20 protein-coding genes are annotated in these 21,212 nt (G+C 63.0%); 12 read left to right on the forward strand and 8 right to left on the reverse strand.

What is annotated here, in order from left to right:
- The 4 genes from NKJ55_RS26380 (at position 1) to NKJ55_RS26395 (ending at position 3,840) form a co-directional block, all read left to right on the forward strand.
- Positions 1-804: a rhomboid family intramembrane serine protease gene (locus NKJ55_RS26380; RefSeq protein WP_352452442.1), complete on the forward strand. Its 804-nt coding sequence runs from the start codon at positions 1-3 to the stop codon at positions 802-804.
- 208 nt (positions 805-1,012) lie between these two features.
- Positions 1,013-1,762, forward strand: coding sequence for an electron transfer flavoprotein subunit beta/FixA family protein (locus tag NKJ55_RS26385; protein WP_352452443.1), 750 nt, complete (start codon positions 1,013-1,015; stop codon positions 1,760-1,762).
- A 155-nt stretch (positions 1,763-1,917) separates the two neighbouring features.
- Complete coding sequence (locus NKJ55_RS26390) at positions 1,918-2,847, forward strand: electron transfer flavoprotein subunit alpha/FixB family protein (RefSeq protein WP_352452444.1); 930 nt, start codon at positions 1,918-1,920, stop codon at positions 2,845-2,847.
- Positions 2,848-2,961: 114 nt separating this feature from the next.
- A complete protein-coding gene (locus NKJ55_RS26395; RefSeq protein ID WP_023677945.1) occupies positions 2,962-3,840 on the forward strand; it encodes a 3-hydroxybutyryl-CoA dehydrogenase in 879 nt (292 codons plus the stop codon).
- 8 nt (positions 3,841-3,848) lie between these two features.
- Here the strand turns inward: NKJ55_RS26395 and NKJ55_RS26400 are convergent, their stop codons facing one another.
- Both NKJ55_RS26400 and NKJ55_RS26405 read right to left on the reverse strand, forming a co-directional pair.
- The gene (locus NKJ55_RS26400; protein WP_352452445.1) at positions 3,849-4,487 is read right to left on the reverse strand and encodes an NrsF family protein; all 639 of its coding nucleotides are present in this window, start codon (positions 4,485-4,487) and stop codon (positions 3,849-3,851) included.
- Position 4,488: 1 nt separating this feature from the next.
- Entirely contained in the window at positions 4,489-5,031 is a 543-nt protein-coding gene (locus tag NKJ55_RS26405; RefSeq protein ID WP_023677943.1) for a sigma-70 family RNA polymerase sigma factor, read from the reverse strand.
- Between the two features lie 202 nt (positions 5,032-5,233).
- On the opposite strand from NKJ55_RS26405, the gene NKJ55_RS26410 reads away from it, so the two are divergent.
- The 3 genes from NKJ55_RS26410 (at position 5,234) to NKJ55_RS26420 (ending at position 9,073) form a co-directional block, all read left to right on the forward strand.
- A complete protein-coding gene (locus NKJ55_RS26410; protein ID WP_352452473.1) occupies positions 5,234-6,241 on the forward strand; it encodes an iron ABC transporter substrate-binding protein in 1,008 nt (335 codons plus the stop codon).
- Between the two features lie 169 nt (positions 6,242-6,410).
- The gene (locus NKJ55_RS26415) at positions 6,411-7,994 is read left to right on the forward strand and encodes an ABC transporter permease (RefSeq protein WP_352452446.1); all 1,584 of its coding nucleotides are present in this window, start codon (positions 6,411-6,413) and stop codon (positions 7,992-7,994) included.
- Positions 7,991-9,073: an ABC transporter ATP-binding protein gene (locus NKJ55_RS26420; RefSeq protein ID WP_023677939.1), complete on the forward strand. Its 1,083-nt coding sequence runs from the start codon at positions 7,991-7,993 to the stop codon at positions 9,071-9,073. Before NKJ55_RS26415 ends, NKJ55_RS26420 begins: the two co-directional genes overlap by 4 nt.
- Positions 9,074-9,095: 22 nt before the next feature.
- Here NKJ55_RS26420 and ugpC read toward each other — a convergent pair whose 3' ends face one another.
- The 4 genes from ugpC to ugpB all read right to left on the reverse strand — a co-directional run bounded on the left by ugpC (position 9,096) and on the right by ugpB (position 13,304).
- The gene (gene ugpC, locus NKJ55_RS26425; RefSeq protein WP_352452447.1) at positions 9,096-10,163 is read right to left on the reverse strand and encodes a sn-glycerol-3-phosphate ABC transporter ATP-binding protein UgpC; all 1,068 of its coding nucleotides are present in this window, start codon (positions 10,161-10,163) and stop codon (positions 9,096-9,098) included.
- 7 nt (positions 10,164-10,170) lie between these two features.
- Complete coding sequence (gene ugpE / locus NKJ55_RS26430) at positions 10,171-11,019, reverse strand: sn-glycerol-3-phosphate ABC transporter permease UgpE (protein WP_352452448.1); 849 nt, start codon at positions 11,017-11,019, stop codon at positions 10,171-10,173.
- An 8-nt stretch (positions 11,020-11,027) separates the two neighbouring features.
- The gene (gene ugpA / locus NKJ55_RS26435; RefSeq protein WP_352452474.1) at positions 11,028-11,912 is read right to left on the reverse strand and encodes a sn-glycerol-3-phosphate ABC transporter permease UgpA; all 885 of its coding nucleotides are present in this window, start codon (positions 11,910-11,912) and stop codon (positions 11,028-11,030) included.
- Between the two features lie 81 nt (positions 11,913-11,993).
- Complete coding sequence (gene ugpB / locus NKJ55_RS26440) at positions 11,994-13,304, reverse strand: sn-glycerol-3-phosphate ABC transporter substrate-binding protein UgpB (RefSeq protein WP_352452449.1); 1,311 nt, start codon at positions 13,302-13,304, stop codon at positions 11,994-11,996.
- A gap of 297 nt (positions 13,305-13,601) precedes the next feature.
- Between ugpB and NKJ55_RS26445 the strand changes: the two genes are divergently transcribed.
- Positions 13,602-16,034 carry a bifunctional diguanylate cyclase/phosphodiesterase gene (locus NKJ55_RS26445; protein WP_352452450.1) on the forward strand — a complete coding sequence of 811 codons (2,433 nt, stop codon included), beginning with the start codon at positions 13,602-13,604 and terminating at the stop codon, positions 16,032-16,034.
- A 2-nt stretch (positions 16,035-16,036) separates the two neighbouring features.
- Here the strand turns inward: NKJ55_RS26445 and tlpA are convergent, their stop codons facing one another.
- Entirely contained in the window at positions 16,037-16,720 is a 684-nt protein-coding gene (gene tlpA / locus NKJ55_RS26450; protein WP_023677933.1) for a thiol:disulfide interchange protein TlpA, read from the reverse strand.
- 35 nt (positions 16,721-16,755) lie between these two features.
- Here tlpA and argH point away from each other — a divergent pair, with 35 nt between their 5' ends.
- From argH to lysA, 3 genes are all read left to right on the forward strand, one after another.
- Positions 16,756-18,156 (forward strand): argininosuccinate lyase, encoded by a 1,401-nt coding sequence (argH, locus tag NKJ55_RS26455; RefSeq protein ID WP_352452451.1) that lies wholly within the window; start codon positions 16,756-16,758, stop codon positions 18,154-18,156.
- Between the two features lie 71 nt (positions 18,157-18,227).
- A complete protein-coding gene (locus NKJ55_RS26460) occupies positions 18,228-18,434 on the forward strand; it encodes a hypothetical protein (protein ID WP_352452452.1) in 207 nt (68 codons plus the stop codon).
- 15 nt (positions 18,435-18,449) lie between these two features.
- Entirely contained in the window at positions 18,450-19,718 is a 1,269-nt protein-coding gene (gene lysA, locus NKJ55_RS26465) for a diaminopimelate decarboxylase (RefSeq protein WP_352452453.1), read from the forward strand.
- 10 nt (positions 19,719-19,728) lie between these two features.
- On the opposite strand, the gene NKJ55_RS26470 is transcribed toward lysA, so the two are convergent.
- Entirely contained in the window at positions 19,729-20,031 is a 303-nt protein-coding gene (locus tag NKJ55_RS26470) for an ArsR/SmtB family transcription factor (RefSeq protein ID WP_023677929.1), read from the reverse strand.
- Between the two features lie 63 nt (positions 20,032-20,094).
- Between NKJ55_RS26470 and NKJ55_RS26475 the strand changes: the two genes are divergently transcribed.
- Positions 20,095-21,036, forward strand: a complete 942-nt coding sequence (locus NKJ55_RS26475; protein WP_352452454.1) for a threonine/serine dehydratase — start codon at positions 20,095-20,097, stop codon at positions 21,034-21,036.
- The last annotated feature ends 176 nt before the right edge of the window (positions 21,037-21,212 follow it).

The raw sequence follows: 21,212 nt of genomic DNA on the forward strand, positions 1-21,212 counted from the left end.
ATGTTCATCCCGCTTTACGACACCAACAGGCTGCGGCACATCAAGCTGCAATATGTGACCATCGGCCTGATCGCGCTCAATGTGTTGATCTACCTTATCACTACGCTTGGCGGTGAGGACTTCTCCAACGCCGCGGTGCTGGGCCTCGGCTTCATCCCGTCGGTCGTGCATGACAGCGTCGAGCTCGCTCCGCAATTCGTCGTCATTCCGGAGAGCCTGAGCTACCTGACCTATTCCTTCCTGCACGCAGATATCTTCCACCTCGGCGGCAACATGCTGTTCCTGTGGGTATTCGGCGACAATGTCGAGGATGCACTCGGCCACATCCGCTACCTCGTCTTCTACCTGCTTTGCGCCATTGCCGGCGCTTTCTTCCAGGGTCTGGTTGCTTGGGATTCGCAGGTGCCGCTGATCGGCGCGTCGGGCGCCATCGCCGGTGTGGTCGCTGCCTATCTCATCCTTTATCCGCGCGTGAAGGTGTGGGTGCTGGCCTTCGCCCGCATCCCGTTGCGTATCCCGGCCTTCATCCCGCTCATCCTGTGGATCCTGTTCCAGATCTTCATGTTTGCCCAGGGAGGCGAGGATCAGGTTTCCTGGGCCTGCCATATCGGCGGCATCATCGCTGGAGCCGTGCTGGTGCTTGTCTTGCGCAGCCGCGGCGTACCGCTACTCGCCGGCGCGGACGAGGAGCCGGCCGTGGTCGCCGGTCCGGCGCCCGTAGCCGTGGAGCCGGCGCCAAGCGACCCACAACCTGCGCAGCCGGCGCCGCGCTGGGGCCGGGGAAGCGTTTCCGGTCCGGACTGAACCGATTTGAGTGCTTCGCCGAGGATCCGAGTGCGCCCCGGATATTGACGCGCGGGATCGCCGCAACTACGGAACAGCCACCCTACTGGCGTGGCGAAGACCAGAATTCCGTCCGGAATGTCGGCTTTCGACAACTCTGAAGAGGTGCACGCTGCTATAGCGCGCCCGACGAGCGTGAAGAGACTATCGTGAAAGAGGTGACAGGCAAATGAAGATCCTTGTGCCCGTGAAGCGGGTTGTGGATGCGAATGTCAAGGTCCGGGTGAAGGCGGACGGTTCGGCGGTGGAACTCGCCAACGTCAAGATGGCGATGAACCCGTTCGACGAGATCGCGGTCGAAGAGGCGATCCGGCTGAAGGAAGCTGGCAGGGCCGAAGAGATCATCGTCGTGTCGATCGGGCCGCAGCAGGCACAGGAGACCTTGCGCACGGCGCTCGCCATGGGCGCCGACCGCGCCATCCTGGTCAAGACCGACGAGCAGACTGAGCCGCTGGGCGTCGCCAAGGTGCTGAAGGGCGTCGTCGAGGCAGAACAGCCCGGCCTTGTCATTCTCGGCAAGCAGGCGATCGACGACGATTCCAACCAGACCGGCCAGATGCTGGCCGCACTTCTCGGCTGGGCGCAGGGCACCTTCGCCTCCAAGATCGTGCTCGACGGTGACAAGGCCACGGTGACGCGCGAGGTCGATGGCGGCCTGCAGACGCTGGAACTGAAGATGCCGGCGATCGTCACGGCCGATTTGCGGCTGAACCAGCCACGCTACGCGTCTCTGCCCAACATCATGAAGGCCAAGAAGAAGCCGCTCGACGAGAAGAGCCCTGCCGATTACGGCGCCGACGTCAAGCCGCGGCTTAAAGTGATCAAGACCGAGGAGCCGGGCGGCCGCAAGGCGGGCGTCAAGGTCAAGAGCGTCGCCGAACTGGTAGACAAGCTGAAGAACGAAGCCGGCGTGCTCTAAGGAAATCCGATGAGGCCGGCCTGCAAACGGCCGGTTTCTCCGCTTCCGGTGCTCACGTACTGAAGTACGCTCCGCTCCGGTTCTCGAAACCAACCGTTTTCGGCTCGGCCTGACCGGATTTCAGGAGCCTCGGAGACGAAAGTCAGGAAAACATCATGGCTATTCTTCTGATTGCCGAACACGACAACGCTGCGCTTTCCGACCAGACCGCCAAGGCGCTTTCGGCGGCGCTGCAGATCGGTTCGGACGTGCATGTGCTGGTTGCCGGCAAAGGTGCCAAGCCGGCAGCGGACGCCGCCGCCAAGCTCCAGGGCGTCACCAAGGTGCTGCTCGCCGACGCCGACGAACTGACCGAGCGTCTCGCCGAACCGCTGGCGGCACTCGTCGTTTCGCTTGCTGAGCCATACGAGACGATCATCGCGCCGGCGACCTCGTCGGGCAAAAACGTCGCGCCCCGCGTGGCGGCGCTGCTCGATGTCGCCCAGATATCTGAAATCATCGAAGTCGTGTCGCCCGACACCTTCAAGCGGCCGATCTATGCCGGCAACGCCATCCAGACGGTGCAGTCCAGTGACGCCAAGAAGGTCATCACGGTGCGTACCGCTTCCTTCCAGGCAGCGCCCGAGGGCGGTTCCGCGCCGGTCGAGACGGTCCAGGCGGCGGCCAATCCCGGCCTGTCGAGCTTTGTCGAGAACAAGCTCTCCGAGACCGACCGTCCAGAGCTGACCTCGGCCAAGATCATCATCTCGGGCGGCCGTGCGCTGGGCTCCTCCGAGAAGTTCCAGGAGGTGATCCTGCCGGTCGCCGACAAGCTCGGTGCGGCGGTTGGCGCATCTCGCGCCGCCGTCGATGCCGGCTATGCGCCGAACGACTGGCAGGTCGGCCAGACCGGCAAGGTGGTAGCGCCCGACCTTTATATTGCCGTCGGCATATCCGGTGCCATCCAGCACCTTGCCGGCATGAAGGATTCGAAGGTGATCGTTGCCATCAACAAGGACGAGGAAGCGCCGATCTTCCAGGTCGCCGACTACGGTCTCGTCGGCGATCTCTTCGTCATTCTGCCGGAACTGCAAAAGGCGCTTTGACGCCTTCTGCCAAAGCGTATTAAATTCTGAGGGGTGGGGTAGACGAAGTCGCCCCGCCCTTTTAGTTTGCACTGCACAAAAAACGGGCCGCAAAGGCCTCGACGGGATCGGGTAATGAGCAAGATCGAGACGATCGGCATCATCGGCGCGGGCCAGATGGGTGGCGGCATCGCCCATGTGTCGGCGCTGGCGGGCTATAAGGTGCTGGTTTACGATATTTCGCCCGACCGCATCGAAAAGGGCATCGCTACGATCAGCGGCAACATGGCCCGTCAGGTCGGCTCCGGCAAACTCGAGGAAAAGCTGCGCAATGAGGCGATGGCGCGCATTTCGGCGGCACCGGCCATGGCCGACCTTGCGGGCGCCGATCTGGTGATCGAAGCAGCGACCGAGGACGAGACGGTCAAGCGCAAGATCTATGCCCAGCTCTGCCCGCAGCTCAACCCCGAGGCCATCCTGGCGACGAACACGTCATCGATCTCGATCACACGGCTGGCTTCGCAGACCGACCGGCCGGAACGCTTCATCGGCATACATTTCATGAATCCGGTTCCGGTGATGAAGCTGGTCGAGCTGGTGCGCGGCATCGCCACCGAGGACCAGACCTTCGAGGCGGCAAAAACCTATGTGAAGCAGCTCGACAAGACGATCACCGTCTCGGAGGATTTCCCGGCCTTCATCGTCAACCGCATCCTGCTGCCGATGATCAACGAGGCGATCTACACGCTCTATGAAGGTGTCGGCTCGGTCGACGCCATCGATACCGCCATGAAGCTCGGCGCCAACCATCCGATGGGGCCGCTGCAGCTTGCCGATTTCATCGGGCTCGATACCTGCCTGTCGATCATGCAGGTGCTGCATGACGGGCTGTCGGATTCGAAATACCGCCCCTGCCCGCTGCTGGTCAAATATGTCGAGGCCGGCTGGCTCGGCCGCAAGACCGGGCGCGGCTTCTACGACTATCGCGGCGAGCATCCCGTTCCGACACGCTGATCGCCTCGCTACCAGCGCACAAAAAGTCGTCCGCCGAGCGCCCCGAGCACGGCAAGGATGGCGACCGCGATCGTATACCAGGTGCCGACGAAAAGCGGCGAATCGTCAAAGCAATGAGCCGCATAGAAGGTCGCCGCCAGCCCGCCGGCAAGCAGGCCCGCGGCCGCACCGGCAGGCACCGGCCTTGTCGGCGCGCCATGGCGCAGCACCGCGAGAAAGACGGCAAGCGGGCCGATCCCGATCAACGGAATGAAGGTCAGGCAGATGACCATGTTCGTGCCGACCAGGCGCGTGCCCCAGTCGGACGCAGGCACGGCGAAGAGTTCGAGAATCACAGCCACAATCACCAGCAGCGGCGCGGCGACCATCCAGCTCACCGCCCGGCCGGTCGATGCACCGGGCGTCGACAGCCCACGCACCAGGACAAAGGCGCTGGCGGCAAGAGCAATCGTGAAGACGAATTTGGACAGGAACCGCATCGTGTGCATGGCGATCGCAATGTCGGGGCGCGGGCCGATCGTCAGCCAGAAAACCGCGGCCGCGATCACCATGGCCGCGCCGGCGGCAAGCCACCAGGCGGTGCCTAGCGGCAGCGCCTTGCTGCGGGCATCGGCGTCGAGCGCCTTGATGAAATCTTCGGTCCTCATGTTATTCCCGCCCCGCCCTGAACCGTTTGGCAATGGCGGCAAGCCCGCGGTGCAGTGACACCCGCACAGCCGTCTCGCTGATGCCGAATTTGGCCGCGGTCTCACCGATTGACCGGCCTTCGACCGATACGGCCGAGACGACGGAACGCTGTGCCGGCGGCAGGCTGTCGAGCGCCCGGTTGACGTCGCGCTCGCTCACCGTCTCCGATTCCGGCTCGGCAAAGGTCTCGGCGATTTCGTCGATCTCGATCTCGATCCGCCGACCGCGCCGCCGGAACGCATCGATCAGCTTGAAGCGGGCTATTGCATAGACCCAAGGCAGCACCGGCGCATCATGGCGCCAGGTGTGTCGTTTCACATGAATGGCCAGCAAGGTTTCCTGCACGACATCCTCGGGATCCACCCCGCCCTGCACGATCTTGCGCCGGGCAAAGCCACGAACGAGCGCGGCGATCCGGTGCAGAAAGTCGGCATAGGCCCTTTCGTCTCCGGCGATCGCGGCCCGCAGCAGCCGTGAAAGCTCGGCTTCGTCCTTGCCGCTCACAAGAGTTCACTCCCCGATATTCGCGTCTCGGCGCTGATTTGTTACGGGGCCGGCGAAATAATGTCCAAGGCAAATTAGCTGAGCATCACGAAAGTTTGCTCCTTTTGAGCGATTGAGTGGGTCAGCAATGTTGACTGCACCAGTCAGGTATTGGTAGGTGCAGCGTGCCAAGCCAAAGACCATCGAAATCGAGGACGACGCCATGAAATATGCTCTTTCCGCCCTTGCCGGTGCGACAGCACTTGCAATCAGCCTGATCGCCGGCCCGGCAATAGCAGAGGACGAGGGCATCGTCGTTTACAACGCCCAGCACGAAAACCTGACCAAGGCCTGGGCGGAGGGATTCACCAAGGAAACCGGCATCAAGGTTACCGTCCGCAATGGCGGCGACAGCGATTTCTCCAATCAGATCGTTGCAGAAGGCACCGCTTCGCCCGCCGATGTATTCCTGACGGAGAATTCGCCGGCCATGGCATTAGTCGAGGCGGCCGGCCTGTTCGCACCGGTCGACACCGAGACGCTGGCCCAGGTTCCGCAGGAGTACCAGCCGGCGAGCGGCAAATGGGTCGGCGTCGCCGCGCGCAGCACCGTCTTTGCCTACAACAAGACCAAGCTGAGCGCCGACCAGCTGCCCAAATCGCTGCTCGATCTCGCCGATCCGAGCTGGAAGGGCCGCTGGGCCGCTTCGCCCTCCGGCGCCGATTTCCAGGCGATCGTCAGCGCGCTTCTGCAGCTCAAGGGTGAGGCGGCGACGGCCGAATGGCTGAAGGCGATGAAGGAGAATTTTACCGCCTATAAGGGCAACAGCACGGTGATGAAGGCGGTCAATGCCGGCGAGGTCGAAGGCGGCGTGATCTATCACTATTACTACTACGGCGATCAGGCCAAGACCGGCGAGAACAGCAAGAACGTCGAGTTGCACTATTTCAAGCATCAGGATCCCGGTGCTTTCGTCTCGATTTCCGGCGGCGGCGTGCTGGCCTCGAGCAAGCACCCGAAGGAAGCGCAGGCTTTCCTGAAATGGGTCACCGGCAATGGCGGCCAGGACGTGCTGAAAACAGGCGATTCGTTCGAATACGCAGTCGGCAAAGGCGCCGAGTCCAATCCGAAGCTGGTGCCGCTGGCCGATCTGCAGGCGCCGAAAGTCGACCCGACGACGCTGAACTCGAAAAAGGTGACCGACCTGATGACGGCGGCCGGCTTGCTTTAGCCGGCGTTCGTCCTAAAAGGGCAACCGACTGCGCTCCTGTGGGAATTCGCTTTCCACAGGAGCGCTCTGTTTTCAAGATGGCATTTGCCTATGACCACAAGCTACCCGCGAGATTATCCGCCGCCGATCGTTTCCGCCTCCGGGCGGAGCTGGCGCAACGTCTGATCTGATGCAATCCGCGATCGATCTCGCACGCCCAGGCTTGCCGGCCGACGCCACGGCCGTGCGGGCACGTCGTTGGTCGGTCTCATGGATTGCGTTGGCTGCCGTCTTTGTCTCGCTTTTCGCGCTGCTGCCGCTTGCCTTCATCGTCTGGGTGGCGGTGCAGACCGGCTGGGAAACGGTGGCGGCGCTGGTGTTCAGGCCGCGCGTCGGCGAACTTCTGGTCAACACCAGCCTGCTGGTGGTGTTGGCGGTGCCGATCTCGATCGTGCTGTCGGTCATGCTGGCCTGGCTGACCGAGCGCAGCGATCTGCCGGGTGCCCGCCTATGGGCCTGGCTGTCGGTGGCGCCGCTCGCCATTCCGGCCTTCGTCCACAGTTACGCCTGGGTCACCATGGTGCCCAGACTGCACGGCCTGTGGGCCGGCGTGCTTGTGTCGGTCATCGCCTATTTCCCCTTCCTTTATCTGCCGGTGGCGGCGGCATTGCGCCGGCTCGATCCCGCTCTCGAGGATGCAGCGGCAGCCCTTGGTCTCGGCCCGTGGCGTGTGTTCAGGCGTGTCGTGCTGCCGCAGCTCCGGCTCGCTATTTGCGGCGGCTCCCTGCTGGTCGGCCTGCATCTCCTGGCCGAATACGGGCTCTATGTCTTCATCCGCTTCGACACCTTCACCACCGCGATCGTCGACCAGTTCCAGTCGACCTTCAACGGTCCCGCCGCCAACATGCTGGCCGGCGTGCTGGTGACCTGCTGCCTTGTGCTGCTCGGGCTGGAGGTGCTGGTGCGCGGCGAGGAGCGCTATGCCCGCGTCGGTTCGGGTGCTGCGCGCCAGCAGCAGCGCACGGGCCTTGGGCGCGCCACCATTCCTTGCCTGCTGCTGCCTGCCATTACCACGCTGCTGGCGCTCGGCGTGCCGTTCGCCACTATCGGCCGCTGGCTCATGGCCGGCGGCGCCGATGTCTGGCGGCTCGACGAGATCGGCCTGGCGCTTGGCCAAACGCTGTTCCTAGCAATTGCCGGCGCGCTGCTTGCCACCGTCGCGGCAATGCCGATGGCGTGGATTTCGATCCGCGCGCCCGGGTGGCTGCAACGCGTCCTGGAGGGCTGCAACTATATCGTCGGCGCGTTGCCCGGCGTTGTCATCGCCCTGGCGCTGGTCACCATCGCCGTGCGTATCGCCATGTCGCTCTACCAGACCCTGTTCACCATCCTGGTCGCCTATGCGCTGATGTTCCTGCCGCGCGCCCTGATTAGCCTCAGGGCGTCGATCGCACAGGCGCCGGTCGAGCTCGAACGCGCCGCCTCCAGCCTCGGCCGGTCGCCGCTCAAGGCGCTGTGGTCGACGACCATCCGCCTGTCGGCGCCGGGCGCCGCAGCCGGCATGGCGTTGGTCGCGCTGGGTATCATGAACGAATTGACCGCAACCCAGATGCTGGCGCCCAACGGCACCCGCACGCTGGCCATGGCGTTCTGGTCCTATAGCGGCGAGATCGACTATGCGTCGGCGGCGCCTTATGCCCTGATCATGGTGGCGATGTCGCTGCCTTTGACCTGGTTGCTCTACGTCCAGTCGAAGCGGATGGCCGGGCGATGAGCTTTCTCGAGCTGAGCGGCATCCACAAGCACTACGGGCCCGTCGCAGCACTTGCAGGCGTCGACCTCAGCGTGGCCAGCGGCAGCCGTACGGCAATCGTCGGGCCGTCCGGTTGCGGCAAGACCACCTTGCTGCGGCTGATCGCCGGCTTCGAGGCGCCGGACCAGGGCCGCATCGTGCTTGATGGCGAGGTGCTGGCCGATGGCGACACGGCCGTGCCGGCGCATCGCCGCGGCATCGGGCTGGTGGCGCAGGACGGCGCTCTATTCCCGCATCTGAGCATCGCCGCCAATATCGGCTTCGGCATGGGCCGTCACGAGGAAAAGCGCAGTGAGCGCATCGCCGAGCTCGCCTATGTCGTCGGGCTGGACAAAGGTATCCTGAAGCGCCGTCCGCACGAACTCTCCGGTGGCCAGCAGCAGCGCGTCGCGCTCGCCCGCGCTATGGCCATGAAGCCGCGGCTGATGCTGCTCGACGAGCCGTTCTCGGCGCTCGACACCGGCCTGCGCGCCTCGATGCGCAAGGCCGTGGCCGAGCTCCTTGAAACCGCCGGCATCACCACCATCCTGGTCACCCACGACCAGGCCGAGGCACTGTCATTCGCCAGCCAGGTCGCGGTGATGCGCGACGGCAAATTCTCGCAGGTCGGCACGCCGCGCGAGCTCTATTTCAAGCCGAAGGACAGGATGGTCGCCGAGTTCCTTGGCGACGCCATCGTCCTGCCGGCAAGGATCGCCGATGGCTTCGCCATCTCGCCACTCGGCCGCATCGCTGTCGACAGCTCGGAGCGGCGCGACGTCGCCCGCATCATGCTGCGGCCGGAGCAGGTGTTGCTTAAACGCACATCGCGTGAAGGCATGTCCGGCACGCCGGACATGCTGTTCGGCGAGGTGACGGAATCGGAGTTCGCCGGCTCGATGTGCACCATCGCGGTGCGTCTGTTGAACAGCCCCGATCCGCCCGACGCCGCCGCCATCGGCAATACGCCGTTGATCCTGCGCAAGCCGGGCATGGACGCGCCGGCGATCGGCGAGATCGTCCGGCTGACCGTGTCGGGCAAGGCGCATGTGTTTGCCTGAACGGTTTTGCGCAAGGCCGACTTCAATCGACCCGTTTGCCCGCCTGATCGAACCAATGCAGCTTTTCGGACCTGGCCACGACGCGCAATTGGTCGCCTGGCTTGGCGCTGGCGCGGCCTGAGACGCGCACCACGATGCGGCTGCCGGCTGCCACGCAATGGAGAAAGCTTTCGGCACCGACCGGTTCGACCGCTTCCACTGTTGCCGGCAGTGCGAGCGCGCCGGCCGGCGCCTCTGCCGCGAAGGTGATGTCGGCGTCCTCCGGACGAAAGCCTAGTGTCACTGCCTTGCCCTGTCGGGGCGCCAAGCCAATCACAGTACCGTCCGCCAATACCGAGCTTGGGGAGGCCCCTGTGAGCGCCAGCAGATTCATCGGCGGTGCGCCTATGAACGAAGCGACGAAGGTCGAGGCCGGTTTCTCGTACACATCAAGCGGCGCGCCGGTCTGCTCGACCAGGCCGGCGTTCATGACGACGAGGATGTCGGCCAGCGTCATCGCCTCAAGCTGGTCGTGCGTGACATAAACCGAGGTGACGCCAAGCGAGCGCTGCAGATTCTTGATCTCGATGCGCATCTGCCCGCGCAATTTCGCATCGAGGTTGGACAGCGGTTCGTCGAACAGGAAGACCTTCGGGTTGCGCACGATGGCGCGACCCATGGCGACGCGTTGGCGCTGACCGCCGGAAAGCTCGCGCGGGCGCCGGTCGAGCAGCGCCGAAAGCTCCAGCACCTTGGCAGTCGAGCGTACCCTGCTGTCGATCTCGTCATTCGGCGTGCCGCGGTTGCGCAGGCCATAGGCCATGTTGTCATAGACCTTCATATGTGGGTAGAGCGCGTAGTTCTGGAACACCATTGCGATGTCGCGCTCGGTCGGGCCAATGGCGTTGACCACCTTGCCGTCGATGGCGACTGTACCGGCAGAAATCGTCTCCAGCCCGGCGATCATCCTCAGCAGCGTAGACTTGCCGCAGCCGGAGGGGCCGACCAGCACGCAAAGCTCCTTGTCGGGAATGGCGATGGAAACGCCCTTCACGGCCTCGACGCCGCTGGGATAGATTTTCCTGACATCCTTCAGATCCACGGTCGCCATCGGCTTCTCACTTTTCGGATTCGACCAGACCGCGCACGAACCAGCGTTGCATCAGCACGACCACCAGGATCGGCGGCACGATGGCCAGCATTGCCGTGACCATCACCAGGTGCCATTGGGTGTCGGCATCGGCGAAGGAAACCATCTTTCTCAGCGCGATGACGATGGTATTCATGTCGTTGCTGTTGGTGACGAGCAGCGGCCAAAGATACTGCGTCCAGCCATAGATGAAGAGGATCACGAACAGCGCGGCGATGTTTGTCCGCGACAGCGGCACCAGAATATCGAAAAAGAAGCGCCATGGCCCGGCACCGTCGACACGCGCCGCCTCCACCAATTCGCCCGGTATGGTCATGAAGAACTGGCGAAACAGCAGCGTTGCGGTGGCTGAGGCGATCAGCGGGACGATCAGGCCGGCATAGGTGTCGATCATGCCGAGATCGACCATCACCTTGTAGGTCGGCAGGATGCGCACCTCGACTGGAAGCATCAAGGTGATGAAGATCAGCCAGAAGAAGGTCATGCGCAGCGGAAAGCGAAAGAACACGATCGCGTAGGCCGACAGGATCGAGATGAAGATCTTTCCCACCGCAACGCCGAGCGCCATGATCATGGTGTTGAGGAGCAGCCTGCCGACGCTGACCCCGCCGATACGACCGATGCCGCCGAACAGCGCCTCGCTGTAATTGTTCCATAGCTGGCCGCCGGGCAAGAGCGGCAGGGGCGGCCTGAGGATCGTTTGCAGCGTGTGCGTCGAGGCAACGAAGGTGTAGTAGATCGGAAAAGCCACGATCAATAGGCCGAGGATGAGCACGGCATGGGCGATGAAGGTGCGGAGCGGGGACTGGCCGATCATCGCTGCCCTCAGCCGTAATGGACTTTGCGTTCCACATAGCGGAACTGGATCGCTGTGAGCGCAATGACGATGGCCATCAGGATGACCGACTGCGCCGCCGAATCGCCCAGGATCAGATTGACGAAGCCGTCATTGTAGACCTTGTAGACCAGCGTCTCGGTCGTCTTGCCCGGCCCGCCGCCGGTGACGGCATGAACGATGCCGAACGTGTCGAACAGGGCATAGACGGTGTTGACGACCAGCAGGAAAAAGCTTGTCGGCGCAAGCAGCGGGAAGACGATGGTCCAGAAGCGCTTGGTTTCGCCGGCGCCGTCCATGGCCGCCGCTTCGATCAGCGTTTTCGGCACCGCCTGCAGGCCGGCGACGAAGAACAGGAAGTTGTAGCTGATCTGCTTCCAGGCAGCAGCCGACACCAGCAGGATCATGGCGTGGGTGCCGTTGAGTAGCGGGTCCCATACGATGCCGAGGCTTCTCAGCAAATAGGCCAACGAGCCGATCGAGGGATTGAACAGGAAAAGCCAAAGCATGCCGGCAATCGCCGGCGCCACGGCGTAAGGCCATATCAACAGTGTGCGGTAGAGGCCTTTGCCGCGCACGGCCTTCTCGGCCATGACCGCGAGCAGCAGGGCCACAACCATGGCAACGATCGCGGTCGCAAGAGAGAACACTACTGTGACCTTGATCGAGTTGAGGTAGGCCGGATCGGCCAGCACCTTCCGGAAATTGGCAAACCAGACAAACCGGCTCCTCAGCCCGAACGGGTCTTGCCTGAGCATCGACTGGTAAAGCGCCTGACCGGCCGGCCAGTAAAAGAAAACCAGGGTGATGGCGAGTTGTGGCGCCACCAGCAGGTAGGGCAGGACCTTGTTGGGAAAGACGACGCGTGGAGACAGGCTGATTTCCCTCGCTATCCAGGTATCGCCCACGCGAGCTCGCGCGGGCGATATTCCAACCGACTAACCGAGATAATCCCGTCAGTTCTCCAGCGCTTCCTTGATCGCGGCGTTGCCGCGCGTGAACGCATTGTCGAGCGCCTGCTGAGCGGTTTGTTGGCCGGCCAGCATCTTCTCCAGCTCCTCGTTCTGGATATCGCGCACCTGCGGCAGATTCGGCAGGCGCACGCCCTTCGAGTTGTCGGTCGGCGCCTTGCCCGTCATCTGCAGGATGGGTGTCTCGCGGCCGGGGTTTTTGTCATAGAAGCCTGATTTCTTAGTCGCCTCGTATGCCGCAAGCGTCACTGGCAGGTATCCCGACTTCTGGTGCAGATATTCCTGCACATCGGTCTTGGACAGATAGGCAAAGAAGGCCGCGACGCCCTTGTATTCCTCGTCCGACTTGTTGCCGAACACCCACAGGCTGGCACCACCCGGCGTCGTGTTCTGTGGTGCGCCCTTGGCGTCGGTATCATACGGAAGCTGGCCGATGCCATAGTTCATGCCGGACTTGACGATATCGCCGAGGCCGCCCGACGATTCGGTGAAGATGCCGCATTCGCCGGCGAGGAATATCTGCTTGGCTTCGGAGGTGCGTCCGCCATATTTGAACGTGCCGTCCTTGGCCAGGTCAGCTAGCGCCTGGAAGTGGTTGACGAAAATCGGCGCATTGATCTTGAGTTCGACATCACCGCCGGCCAGGCCATTCTGCTGGGTGGCCCAAGGCACGTCATTCCACGCCGCGAAATTCTCCAGGTGGATCCAGGTCAGCCAGGTCGAGGTATAGCCGCAAGGGGCGGCGCCGCTCGTCTTGATCTTCTTGGCAGCTTCCCACACCTCGTTCCACGTCTTGGGCGGATTGTTCACGTCGAGGCCTGCCTTCTGGAAGATGTCCTTGTTGTAATAGAGGATGGGCGAGGAAGAGTTGTAGGGGAACGATAGCATGGTGCCGTCCGGCTTCGAATAATAGCCTACGATGCCGGGCAGATACTGGCTCTTGTCGAAAGTCATCCCGGCGCCGGTCATCACATCGGCCACCGGCTTTATCGCACCCTCGGCCGCCATCATCACGCCGGTGCCGACGTCGAACACCTGGAGGATATCGGGCGCCTGGCCGGCGCGGAAAGCGGCGATGCCGGCATTCAGCGTCTCCGGATAGGTGCCCTTGAACACCGGAACGAGCTCATAGTCGCTCTGGCTGGCGTTGAAATCCTTGGAGATCTTGGCGACGACCTCGGCGTTGGCGCCGGTCATGGCGTGCCACCAGCTGATCTGCGTGACGGCGAAGGCGGAGGTGGTGGAAAGCAGGGTCAAGGTGGCGGCGATACCGGCCGCAAAGCCGAAGAACTTCATGTTTCATCTCCCGTTTGTCATTGGCGAAAGGGGGCACCTCCGCAAAGCCAATATGTGGCGCTGATGACAATCGGACAACGGTTTTATTGCGGATCAATGAACATCACTCCTTCCTAAAGTGCACTCGCTACCGAAACCGGGCGCCAGAAATCACATCGCCGTCTTTTCGGCGCAGCGGCTTCGGTTTTCCCCCGAAAAGACCCGCCTCATGGCCCGCGGGTTAACCATTCGTTAAAATCTCCAAGAACTAATCAGTCACACCTCCGCTGTTAGTTTTGGCAGACCGAGTGAACCAGGATGCTGACGGTCTATAATTGTATTGTAAGTCAGCACGATCCGAGACTGGTTGCGCTTGCCGCACTCGTCTGTGGAATTTCTTGCTTCTCAGCGGTTAATCTCCTTAAGCATGTCGGCCGATCGACCGAGCGAAACCGGCTTGTCTGGCTGATGATCGCCGCGGCCTCGACCGGGTTCGGCATATGGGCGACGCATTTCATCGCCATGACCGCGTTTACGCCGGGAATACCGAACGCATACAATCCGGGATTATCCGCCTTTTCGCTTGCCGCCGCCGTTATCATGACCGCGCTTGGCATGTGGGTCGCCACCTTGCGCCGCGGCATCGACCATTTCCTCGTCGGTGGCGCCATTCTTGGCGGCGCCATCGCGACGATGCACTACATCGGCATGGCAGCTTTCGAGGTCGAAGGCCGGGTCGTATGGAACCTGCTCCTTGTCGCGATATCGCTTCTGGCCGGCGTGACCCTCGCGGCACTGGCGCTCCTTGTCGTCTTGCGCCGTCCGTCAGCGCTCGCGACTTTCGGCGGCGCCGCGCTGTTGACGCTGGCGATTTGCAGCTTGCATTTCATCGCGATGGCCGCGGTGTCGATCATTCCGGATTCCTCGATTGAAATATCCGAACATTCCATCGAGCCCATTTCCCAGGCCTTTGCCGCAGCGGTCGCCAGCCTGATAATCCTTGTGCTATCGGGTGCCGCTCTGTGGATCGACCTGCGCTTTCACCGCCAGAAGCTCGAGGCCGATCGCATGCACGATCTCGCCAATGCGGCGGTGGAAGGTCTGATGGTTTGCGATGGCACCCGCATTGTCAGCGCCAATGACAGTATGGCGAAGCTGACCGGAACAGCGACAGCCACCCTGAACACGATGCAATTCGGCGAGCTTTTCGACGGACAGAGCGCAGCCGATATGTCCGGCTTCGGCGAACAGGCGCAGGAAGCGAAGTTAAGGGGCAGTGAGGGGGCGAGAATTCCTGTCGAGCTGATCGCCAGGAAAATCACCTACTGCGGCAGGCCTCATACGGTGCTTGCCGTTCGCGACATCCGTGAGCGCAAGAAGGCAGAACAAGAGATCCTCCGCCTCGCGCATTTCGATCCGCTTACCGGGCTTGCCAATCGGCGGAGCTTTTCTTCCCGGCTGGAAGCAGAATTCGCCTCGATGGATCGTGGCGGCAAGGATGGACATCTGGCGCTCCTGCTGCTTGACCTTGACCGGTTCAAGCAAGTCAACGACCTCTATGGCCACGGGGCCGGCGATGCTATGCTGCAGAAGCTGGCGCACTGCATTTCCGGCATCCCGCGCCACGGACAGATGCTCGCGCGTCTCGGCGGCGATGAATTTGCCATCATAGCTCCGAACCTCCCCGACCCCCTGGCCGCAGGCCGGATAGCCGAGGACTTGCTGGCGGCGATCCGAGAGGAAAACAGGGTTTCGGTCGGCTCCGGCCTCGTCTCGGCCAGCATCGGCATCGCCTTCTTTCCGCTGGATGCCGAAGACCAGGCCGGCCTGATCAGCCATGCCGACACGGCACTCCATCGCGCCAAAACCGAAGGCCGGGACACTTATCGGTTCTTCGAGATGGCCATGGGCACCGCGGCCCGCGACAAGCGCGTGATGGAGCATGAATTGCGCCAAGCGATCGCCCGCAAGGAGTTCCACCTCGTCTATCAGCCGCAGAAGTGGATCCGCGGCGGCAGGATGATCGGCTTCGAAGCCCTGGTCCGTTGGCAGCACCCTGAGCGGGGTGACATTTCTCCGGCTGTTTTCATCCCCGTGGCCGAGGACAGTGGCGCTATCGCGCAGATAGGCGACTGGGTGCTGACGACGGCTTGTAACGATGCTGTTCGCTGGACAAACCCGCTGATGGTCGCCGTCAACGTCTCCGCCGTGCAACTTCACAATCCGAACTTCAGCCGCAAGGTGCACGACGCATTGACGAGATCCGGCCTGGCCCCCGGCAGGCTCGAACTGGAGATCACCGAAACGGCCCTGGTGAAGGACATGCCGCGCGCGCTGGCAACCTTGAGGCAGGTCAAGGCGCTTGGCGTGCATGTGGCGATGGACGATTTTGGCACCGGCTATTCTTCGCTGTCCAACCTCAGCGCCTTTCCCTTCGACAAGATCAAGATCGACGGGTCGTTCATCAAATCGGTCGACAAGAACGCGCAGTTCGCGGCGATCGTTCGCGCCGTGCTGGGGCTTGGACGCGGTCTCGGCCTACCGGTTCTGGCAGAAGGCATCGAGACGCCGGGTGAATTGCAGTTCCTGGACGCCGAGGCTTGCGAGATCGGGCAAGGCTACTACCTCGGCAAACCGGCTCCGATCGAGACATTCGGGGAACTGACGGGCGTGGCCGCTCCGGCAATCCGCACCGCCAGCCGACGCGGCGCAAGCATTGCCGTGCTCAAGCCGCGCCTGCGCACGGTCTGAGCCTATCCCGGCTGAAGCGCCGCCTCGACCAGACGCTTGGCATCCGGCCCCGACCATTCGGCCGGGCCATTCATATGGGCGATCAGGCAGCCTTGCCCATCGATCAGCATGGTGACCGGCAGACCGAGCGCCAGGCCGCGCGTCTTGACGTCGTTGAACAGCGCCATCGTGGCATCGCGATAGTAGCCGAGCGACTTGACGCCGGTGTCCTCCAGGAACTTCTTCGGTTTGGCATCGTCGCCGGCATCGACGTTGACGGCAACAACCTGAAACGCATCGCTGCCCATCTCCTTCTGCAGCGCATCGAGCGCCGGCATTTCGGCGCGGCAAGGTGCGCACCATGTCGCCCACAGATTGAGCAGCACCGTCTTGCCGGCATGATCGGCGATCGTCGTCGGCTTGCCGTCGGGGCCGTTGAAGGCGAGGCTTTTCAGCGATTGCGGCGGATCCGCCGGCAAAAGCGCAGCAACCTGGCCGGTGGCAGCAGCGGCGATCTTCTTGGCACGGTCGGTCTTGGCGGCGCAGGCGACGTCGTCCTTGCCGCCGCCGGCGGCCACTTGCGCGGGCGCCTTGTTGCCAGAACTGCTCTCCCTGACATATACCGCGACCGCACCGGCCAGCACGCCCGCAACCAAAGCGGCGAGGATGAGACGCAAAGCCGGGAAAAATCTATTGCCGTCTGCCATTTTTCAAAAACTGCTCCGGAGCACGGGTTATAGCGATGAACGACAAGAAGGCCAGCAACCAGATGTGGGGCGGACGTTTTGCCTCGGGTCCGGCCGCAATCATGGAAGCGATCAACGCGTCGATCTCGTTCGACCGCAAACTCTATGCGCAGGATATTCGCGGCTCGATCGCCCATAGCCAGATGCTGGCGCAAACGGGTATTATTTCGGCGGCCGATCAAGAAAAAATCGCTCACGGGCTGAACACGATCCTCGCAGAGATCGAGGCCGGCACCTTCGAGTTCTCGACCAGACTGGAAGACATCCACATGAATGTCGAGGCCCGTCTGGCCGATTTGATCGGCCCCGCCGCCGGCCGCCTGCATACCGCCCGCTCGCGCAACGACCAGGTGGCGGTCGACCTCAGGCTGTGGGTCAAGGACGAATGCTTTCGTGTCGCCGAGGCGCTGAAGGGCCTGATCACGGCGTTCCTGGATCGGGCCGAGGAGCATGCGGCAACGGTGATGCCGGGCTTCACCCACATGCAGGCGGCGCAGCCGGTGACCTTCGGCCACCACTGCATGGCTTATGTCGAGATGTTTGCACGCGACCTGTCGCGCGTCCGCGATGCGATTGAGCGGATGGATGAAAGCCCGCTCGGCGCCGCCGCCCTTGCCGGCACCAGCTTTTCCATCGACCGGCACCAGACGGCGAAGGCGCTTGGCTTCCGCGAGCCGATGCGCAATTCGCTCGACAGTGTTTCGGACCGCGATTTCGCGCTCGAGTTCCTGGGCTTGGAGGCGATCTGCGCGACGCATCTGTCGCGGCTGGCCGAAGAGATCATCATCTGGTCGACGCCGCAATTCGGCTTCGTCAGGCTATCGGATAGTTTCTCGACGGGTTCGTCGATCATGCCGCAGAAGAAGAACCCGGACGCTGCCGAACTGGTGCGCGGCAAGACCGGCCGCGTCACCGGCCATCTCGTCGGCCTGCTGACGGTGATGAAGGGCATGCCGCTGACCTATGGCAAGGACATGCAGGAAGACAAGGAATCCGTCTTCGACGCGGCCGAGACGCTCGACCTGATGCTGGCGGCAATGACGGGCATGGTGCGCGACATGACGGTGAACACTGCTGCGATGAAAAAGGCGGCCGGCGCCGGCTATTCGACTGCGACCGACCTCGCCGACTGGCTGGTGCGCACGCTCGGGCTGCCGTTCCGCGAGGCGCACCATATCACTGGCCGGGCGGTGGCGCTGGCCGAGGACAGGAAGATCGGGCTCGACAGGCTTTCGCTGGAGGATCTGCAGTCCATTCACCCCGGTATTAGCGCCGACGTGTTTTCGGTTCTTGCCGTGCAGAATTCTGTAAAGAGCCGCACGAGCTTCGGCGGCACCGCGCCGTCCGAGGTGCGCAAGCAGATCCGCTACTGGAAAAAGCGGCTCGCCAAGGCGTAAGACGCGGGGTGCAATGGCCGCAAAACTCGGCTAGAAGCGGCTGCGGGCAACAGTTTCGGACGGATGGCACGATGACCGGAAGCAGGATTTTGGTGACGCTGACGCTGCTGGCGGCAATGGCCTCCGTTGCGGCCTGCGGCAGGAAGGCTGCGCTCGACACGCCGTACGCGGCAGCCGTGCAGGCCCGCAAGGACGCCGAGAAGGCCAAGCAACCTTTGCCGCCGGAGCCGGAAAAACCTGTCGAGGACAAGAAATTCATCCTCGACCCGCTGCTCTGATTTCGGACCAATCTCGTGAACCATTTCGACTACCGCGACGGCGCGCTGCATGCCGAGGACGTGGCGATATCAGACATCGCCGCCAGCGTCGGCACGCCGTTCTACTGTTATTCGACGGCGACGCTGACCAGGCATTTTCGCGTCTTCACCGAGGCCTTTGCCGGGCTCGATGCTCTCGTCTGCTATGCCATGAAAGCGAATTCCAACCAGGCCGTGCTGAGGGTGCTGGCAAGGCTCGGCGCCGGCGCCGACGTGGTCTCGGAGGGCGAATTGCGCCGCGCTTTGGCGGCCGGCATCCCGGCAAGCAAGATCCTGTTTTCGGGCGTCGGCAAGACCGCGCGCGAAATGGATTTTGCGCTCTCGGCCGGCATTCTCTGTTCCAACGTCGAATCCGAACCGGAGCTGGAGCTGCTGTCGGCCCGCGCCACCGCGCTGGGCAAGATCGCGCCGATCTCGCTGCGCATCAATCCGGATGTCGACGCCAGGACGCACAAGAAGATTTCGACTGGGAAGGCCGAGAACAAGTTTGGCATTCCGTGGCAGCATGCGCGGAAGGTCTATGCGCGCGCGGCTGAGCTGCCGGGCATCAAGGTCACCGGCATAGACACCCATATCGGCAGCCAGATCACCGAATTGCAGCCCTTCGACGACGCCTTTGCGCTGCTGGTGGAGTTGGTCGGCGCCTTGCGCTCCGACGGTCATGCCATCGAGCATATCGATGTCGGCGGCGGCCTTGGCATTCCCTACCGCGTCGACAACAACCCGCCGCCTTTGCCCGATGCCTATGCCCAGATCGTCAGGAAGCATGTTGCCAAACTTGGGCTGAAAGTGATGTTCGAGCCAGGCCGGCTGATCGTCGGCAATGCCGGCATCCTGGTCTCGCAGGTGATCTTCGTGAAGGAGGGCGACGCCAAGAACTTCCTCGTCGTAGACGCCGCGATGAACGACCTGATCCGGCCGACGCTTTACGACGCTTTCCACGACATCAGGCCGGTGGCGCAGCAGCCGGCCGCTGCACCACGCATGAAGGTCGACGTCGTTGGCCCGGTTTGCGAGACCGGCGACTATCTCGGGCTCGACCGTGACCTGCCCCGGCTGAAATCCGGCGACCTGATCGTTGTCTCCACCGCCGGCGCCTATGGCGCCGTTCAGGCCGGCACCTACAATACCAGGCTGCTGGTACCGGAAGTGCTGGTCGACGGCGACCGCTTCCACGTTGTGCGCCCGCGCCAGACCTATGACGAGCTGATCGGACTGGACTCGGTGCCGGACTGGTTGGAGTAGAACTCTGCAGCTACAGCCGGTGCTGAATGAGCGCCCTGGTCTCGGCGATTCTGTCCTCATTCCGGCGATAGAATATCCACTGCTTGATGCGCTTGCTGCGCAAAAGCCCTGCCTGGGTGAGCACGCGCATATGCTCGCTGAGCGTTGCCTGGGTGATCCCCAGCTTTTCCGCGATCAGCAGCGCGCAGACGCCGTCCTCGACCAGATCGCCGTCCGTCTGCGGCGGAAAATGCGCGCGCGGGTCCTTCAGCCAATCGAGGATCTGCAGCCTGCGCTCGTTGGCGATTGCTTTGAAAACGTCGACCTCTTGCATTTAGGAACTTTGCCAAGTTACTAAGTAATGTCAACTCTGAATGTCAACTCTGGGAGTGAAAGCATGCTGCACGGCCACACGATCACACGCCAGCGCATTGCGGCGATAGAACCCCGCATCCGGCCCTTCGTGCGCCACACGCCGGTGCTACGCGTCGACATGGCCGATTTCGGCCGCCCGCCTCTGCCTGTCGACCTGAAGCTTGAGTGCTTGCAGCATTCCGGCTCATTCAAGGCACGTGGTGCGTTCACCAATCTCCTCGAACGGCCGGTTCCTGCGGCCGGCGTCGTCGCCGCATCGGGCGGAAACCACGGTGCCGCCGTCGCCTATGCCGCCATGCGGCTCGGCCACAAGGCGACCATCTTTGTTCCCGAAGTGAGCCCGCAGGCCAAGCTGGACCGCATCCGCGGCTACGGCGCCGAGCTGATCGTCGGCGGCGCCCGTTATGCCGAGGCGCTGGCCGCCAGCGAGAGCTTCGCCGAAAAATCCGGCGCGCTGCAGATCCACGCCTTCAACCAGGAGGAGACGCTGGTCGGGCAAGGCACGCTCGGCCTCGAGATCGAGGCCGACCTGCCCAAGCTCGACACCCTGCTGGTCGCCGTCGGCGGCGGCGGGCTGATCGGCGGCATCGCTGCTTGGTTTTCCGGCCGCATCAGGATAATCGCGGTCGAGCCGGAGGGTGCGCCGACGCTTCATCGCGCCTTCGAGGCGGGCCGACCCGTCGACGCGCCGGCTGAGGGCATCGCCGCCGATTCGCTCGCGCCAAGGCGTGTCGGCGAAATGATGTATCCTATCGCCGAGGCATTCGTCGAGCGCTCGATCCTGGTCGGCGACGACGACATTATCGCCGCCCAGGCGGCGCTGTGGGACCGCGTGCGAATCATCTCCGAGCCGGGCGGTGCGGCCGCCTTCGCGGCGCTCCTGTCCGGCCGCTACGCACCGGCTGCAGGCGAGCGCGTTGCCGTACTGGTCTGCGGCGCAAACGCTAATCCGGCGAAATTCTGACAATATCCGGGGCATTATTGTTCACGTTTTGGGGAACCGCCTCGCCTTCGCCGTGTTTGTTGGTATCCTTAGGGAGATGTGCATCCGCTTGGACGCACGAAGTACGCGCTAAGATTTTAGGTCTTCGCATCGTGCTTCCCGAAAATCGACTTTTCGGGCCCATGCGATAGACTCGT

The organism is Mesorhizobium sp. M0106 (assembly GCF_040322715.1).
GTDB lineage: Bacteria > Pseudomonadota > Alphaproteobacteria > Rhizobiales > Rhizobiaceae > Mesorhizobium.

Bases quoted from the DNA above. Each gene is read 5' to 3' on its own strand.
- NKJ55_RS26390 (WP_352452444.1), top strand. From the start codon at position 1,918: ATGGCTATTCTTCTGATTGCCGAACACGACAACGCTGCGCTTTCCGAC.
- ugpE (WP_352452448.1), bottom strand. From the start codon at position 11,019: ATGATCGGCCAGTCCCCGCTCCGCACCTTCATCGCCCATGCCGTGCTC.
- argH (WP_352452451.1), top strand. From the start codon at position 16,756: ATGAACGACAAGAAGGCCAGCAACCAGATGTGGGGCGGACGTTTTGCC.
- NKJ55_RS26470 (WP_023677929.1), bottom strand. From the start codon at position 20,031: ATGCAAGAGGTCGACGTTTTCAAAGCAATCGCCAACGAGCGCAGGCTG.
- NKJ55_RS26410 (WP_352452473.1), top strand. From the start codon at position 5,234: ATGAAATATGCTCTTTCCGCCCTTGCCGGTGCGACAGCACTTGCAATC.
- ugpB (WP_352452449.1), bottom strand. From the start codon at position 13,304: ATGAAGTTCTTCGGCTTTGCGGCCGGTATCGCCGCCACCTTGACCCTG.
- tlpA (WP_023677933.1), bottom strand. From the start codon at position 16,720: ATGGCAGACGGCAATAGATTTTTCCCGGCTTTGCGTCTCATCCTCGCC.
- NKJ55_RS26475 (WP_352452454.1), top strand. From the start codon at position 20,095: ATGCTGCACGGCCACACGATCACACGCCAGCGCATTGCGGCGATAGAA.
- NKJ55_RS26415 (WP_352452446.1), top strand. From the start codon at position 6,411: ATGCAATCCGCGATCGATCTCGCACGCCCAGGCTTGCCGGCCGACGCC.
- NKJ55_RS26385 (WP_352452443.1), top strand. From the start codon at position 1,013: ATGAAGATCCTTGTGCCCGTGAAGCGGGTTGTGGATGCGAATGTCAAG.
- NKJ55_RS26420 (WP_023677939.1), top strand. From the start codon at position 7,991: ATGAGCTTTCTCGAGCTGAGCGGCATCCACAAGCACTACGGGCCCGTC.
- NKJ55_RS26445 (WP_352452450.1), top strand. From the start codon at position 13,602: ATGCTGACGGTCTATAATTGTATTGTAAGTCAGCACGATCCGAGACTG.
- ugpC (WP_352452447.1), bottom strand. From the start codon at position 10,163: ATGGCGACCGTGGATCTGAAGGATGTCAGGAAAATCTATCCCAGCGGC.
- NKJ55_RS26380 (WP_352452442.1), top strand. From the start codon at position 1: ATGTTCATCCCGCTTTACGACACCAACAGGCTGCGGCACATCAAGCTG.
- NKJ55_RS26395 (WP_023677945.1), top strand. From the start codon at position 2,962: ATGAGCAAGATCGAGACGATCGGCATCATCGGCGCGGGCCAGATGGGT.
- NKJ55_RS26460 (WP_352452452.1), top strand. From the start codon at position 18,228: ATGACCGGAAGCAGGATTTTGGTGACGCTGACGCTGCTGGCGGCAATG.
- NKJ55_RS26400 (WP_352452445.1), bottom strand. From the start codon at position 4,487: ATGAGGACCGAAGATTTCATCAAGGCGCTCGACGCCGATGCCCGCAGC.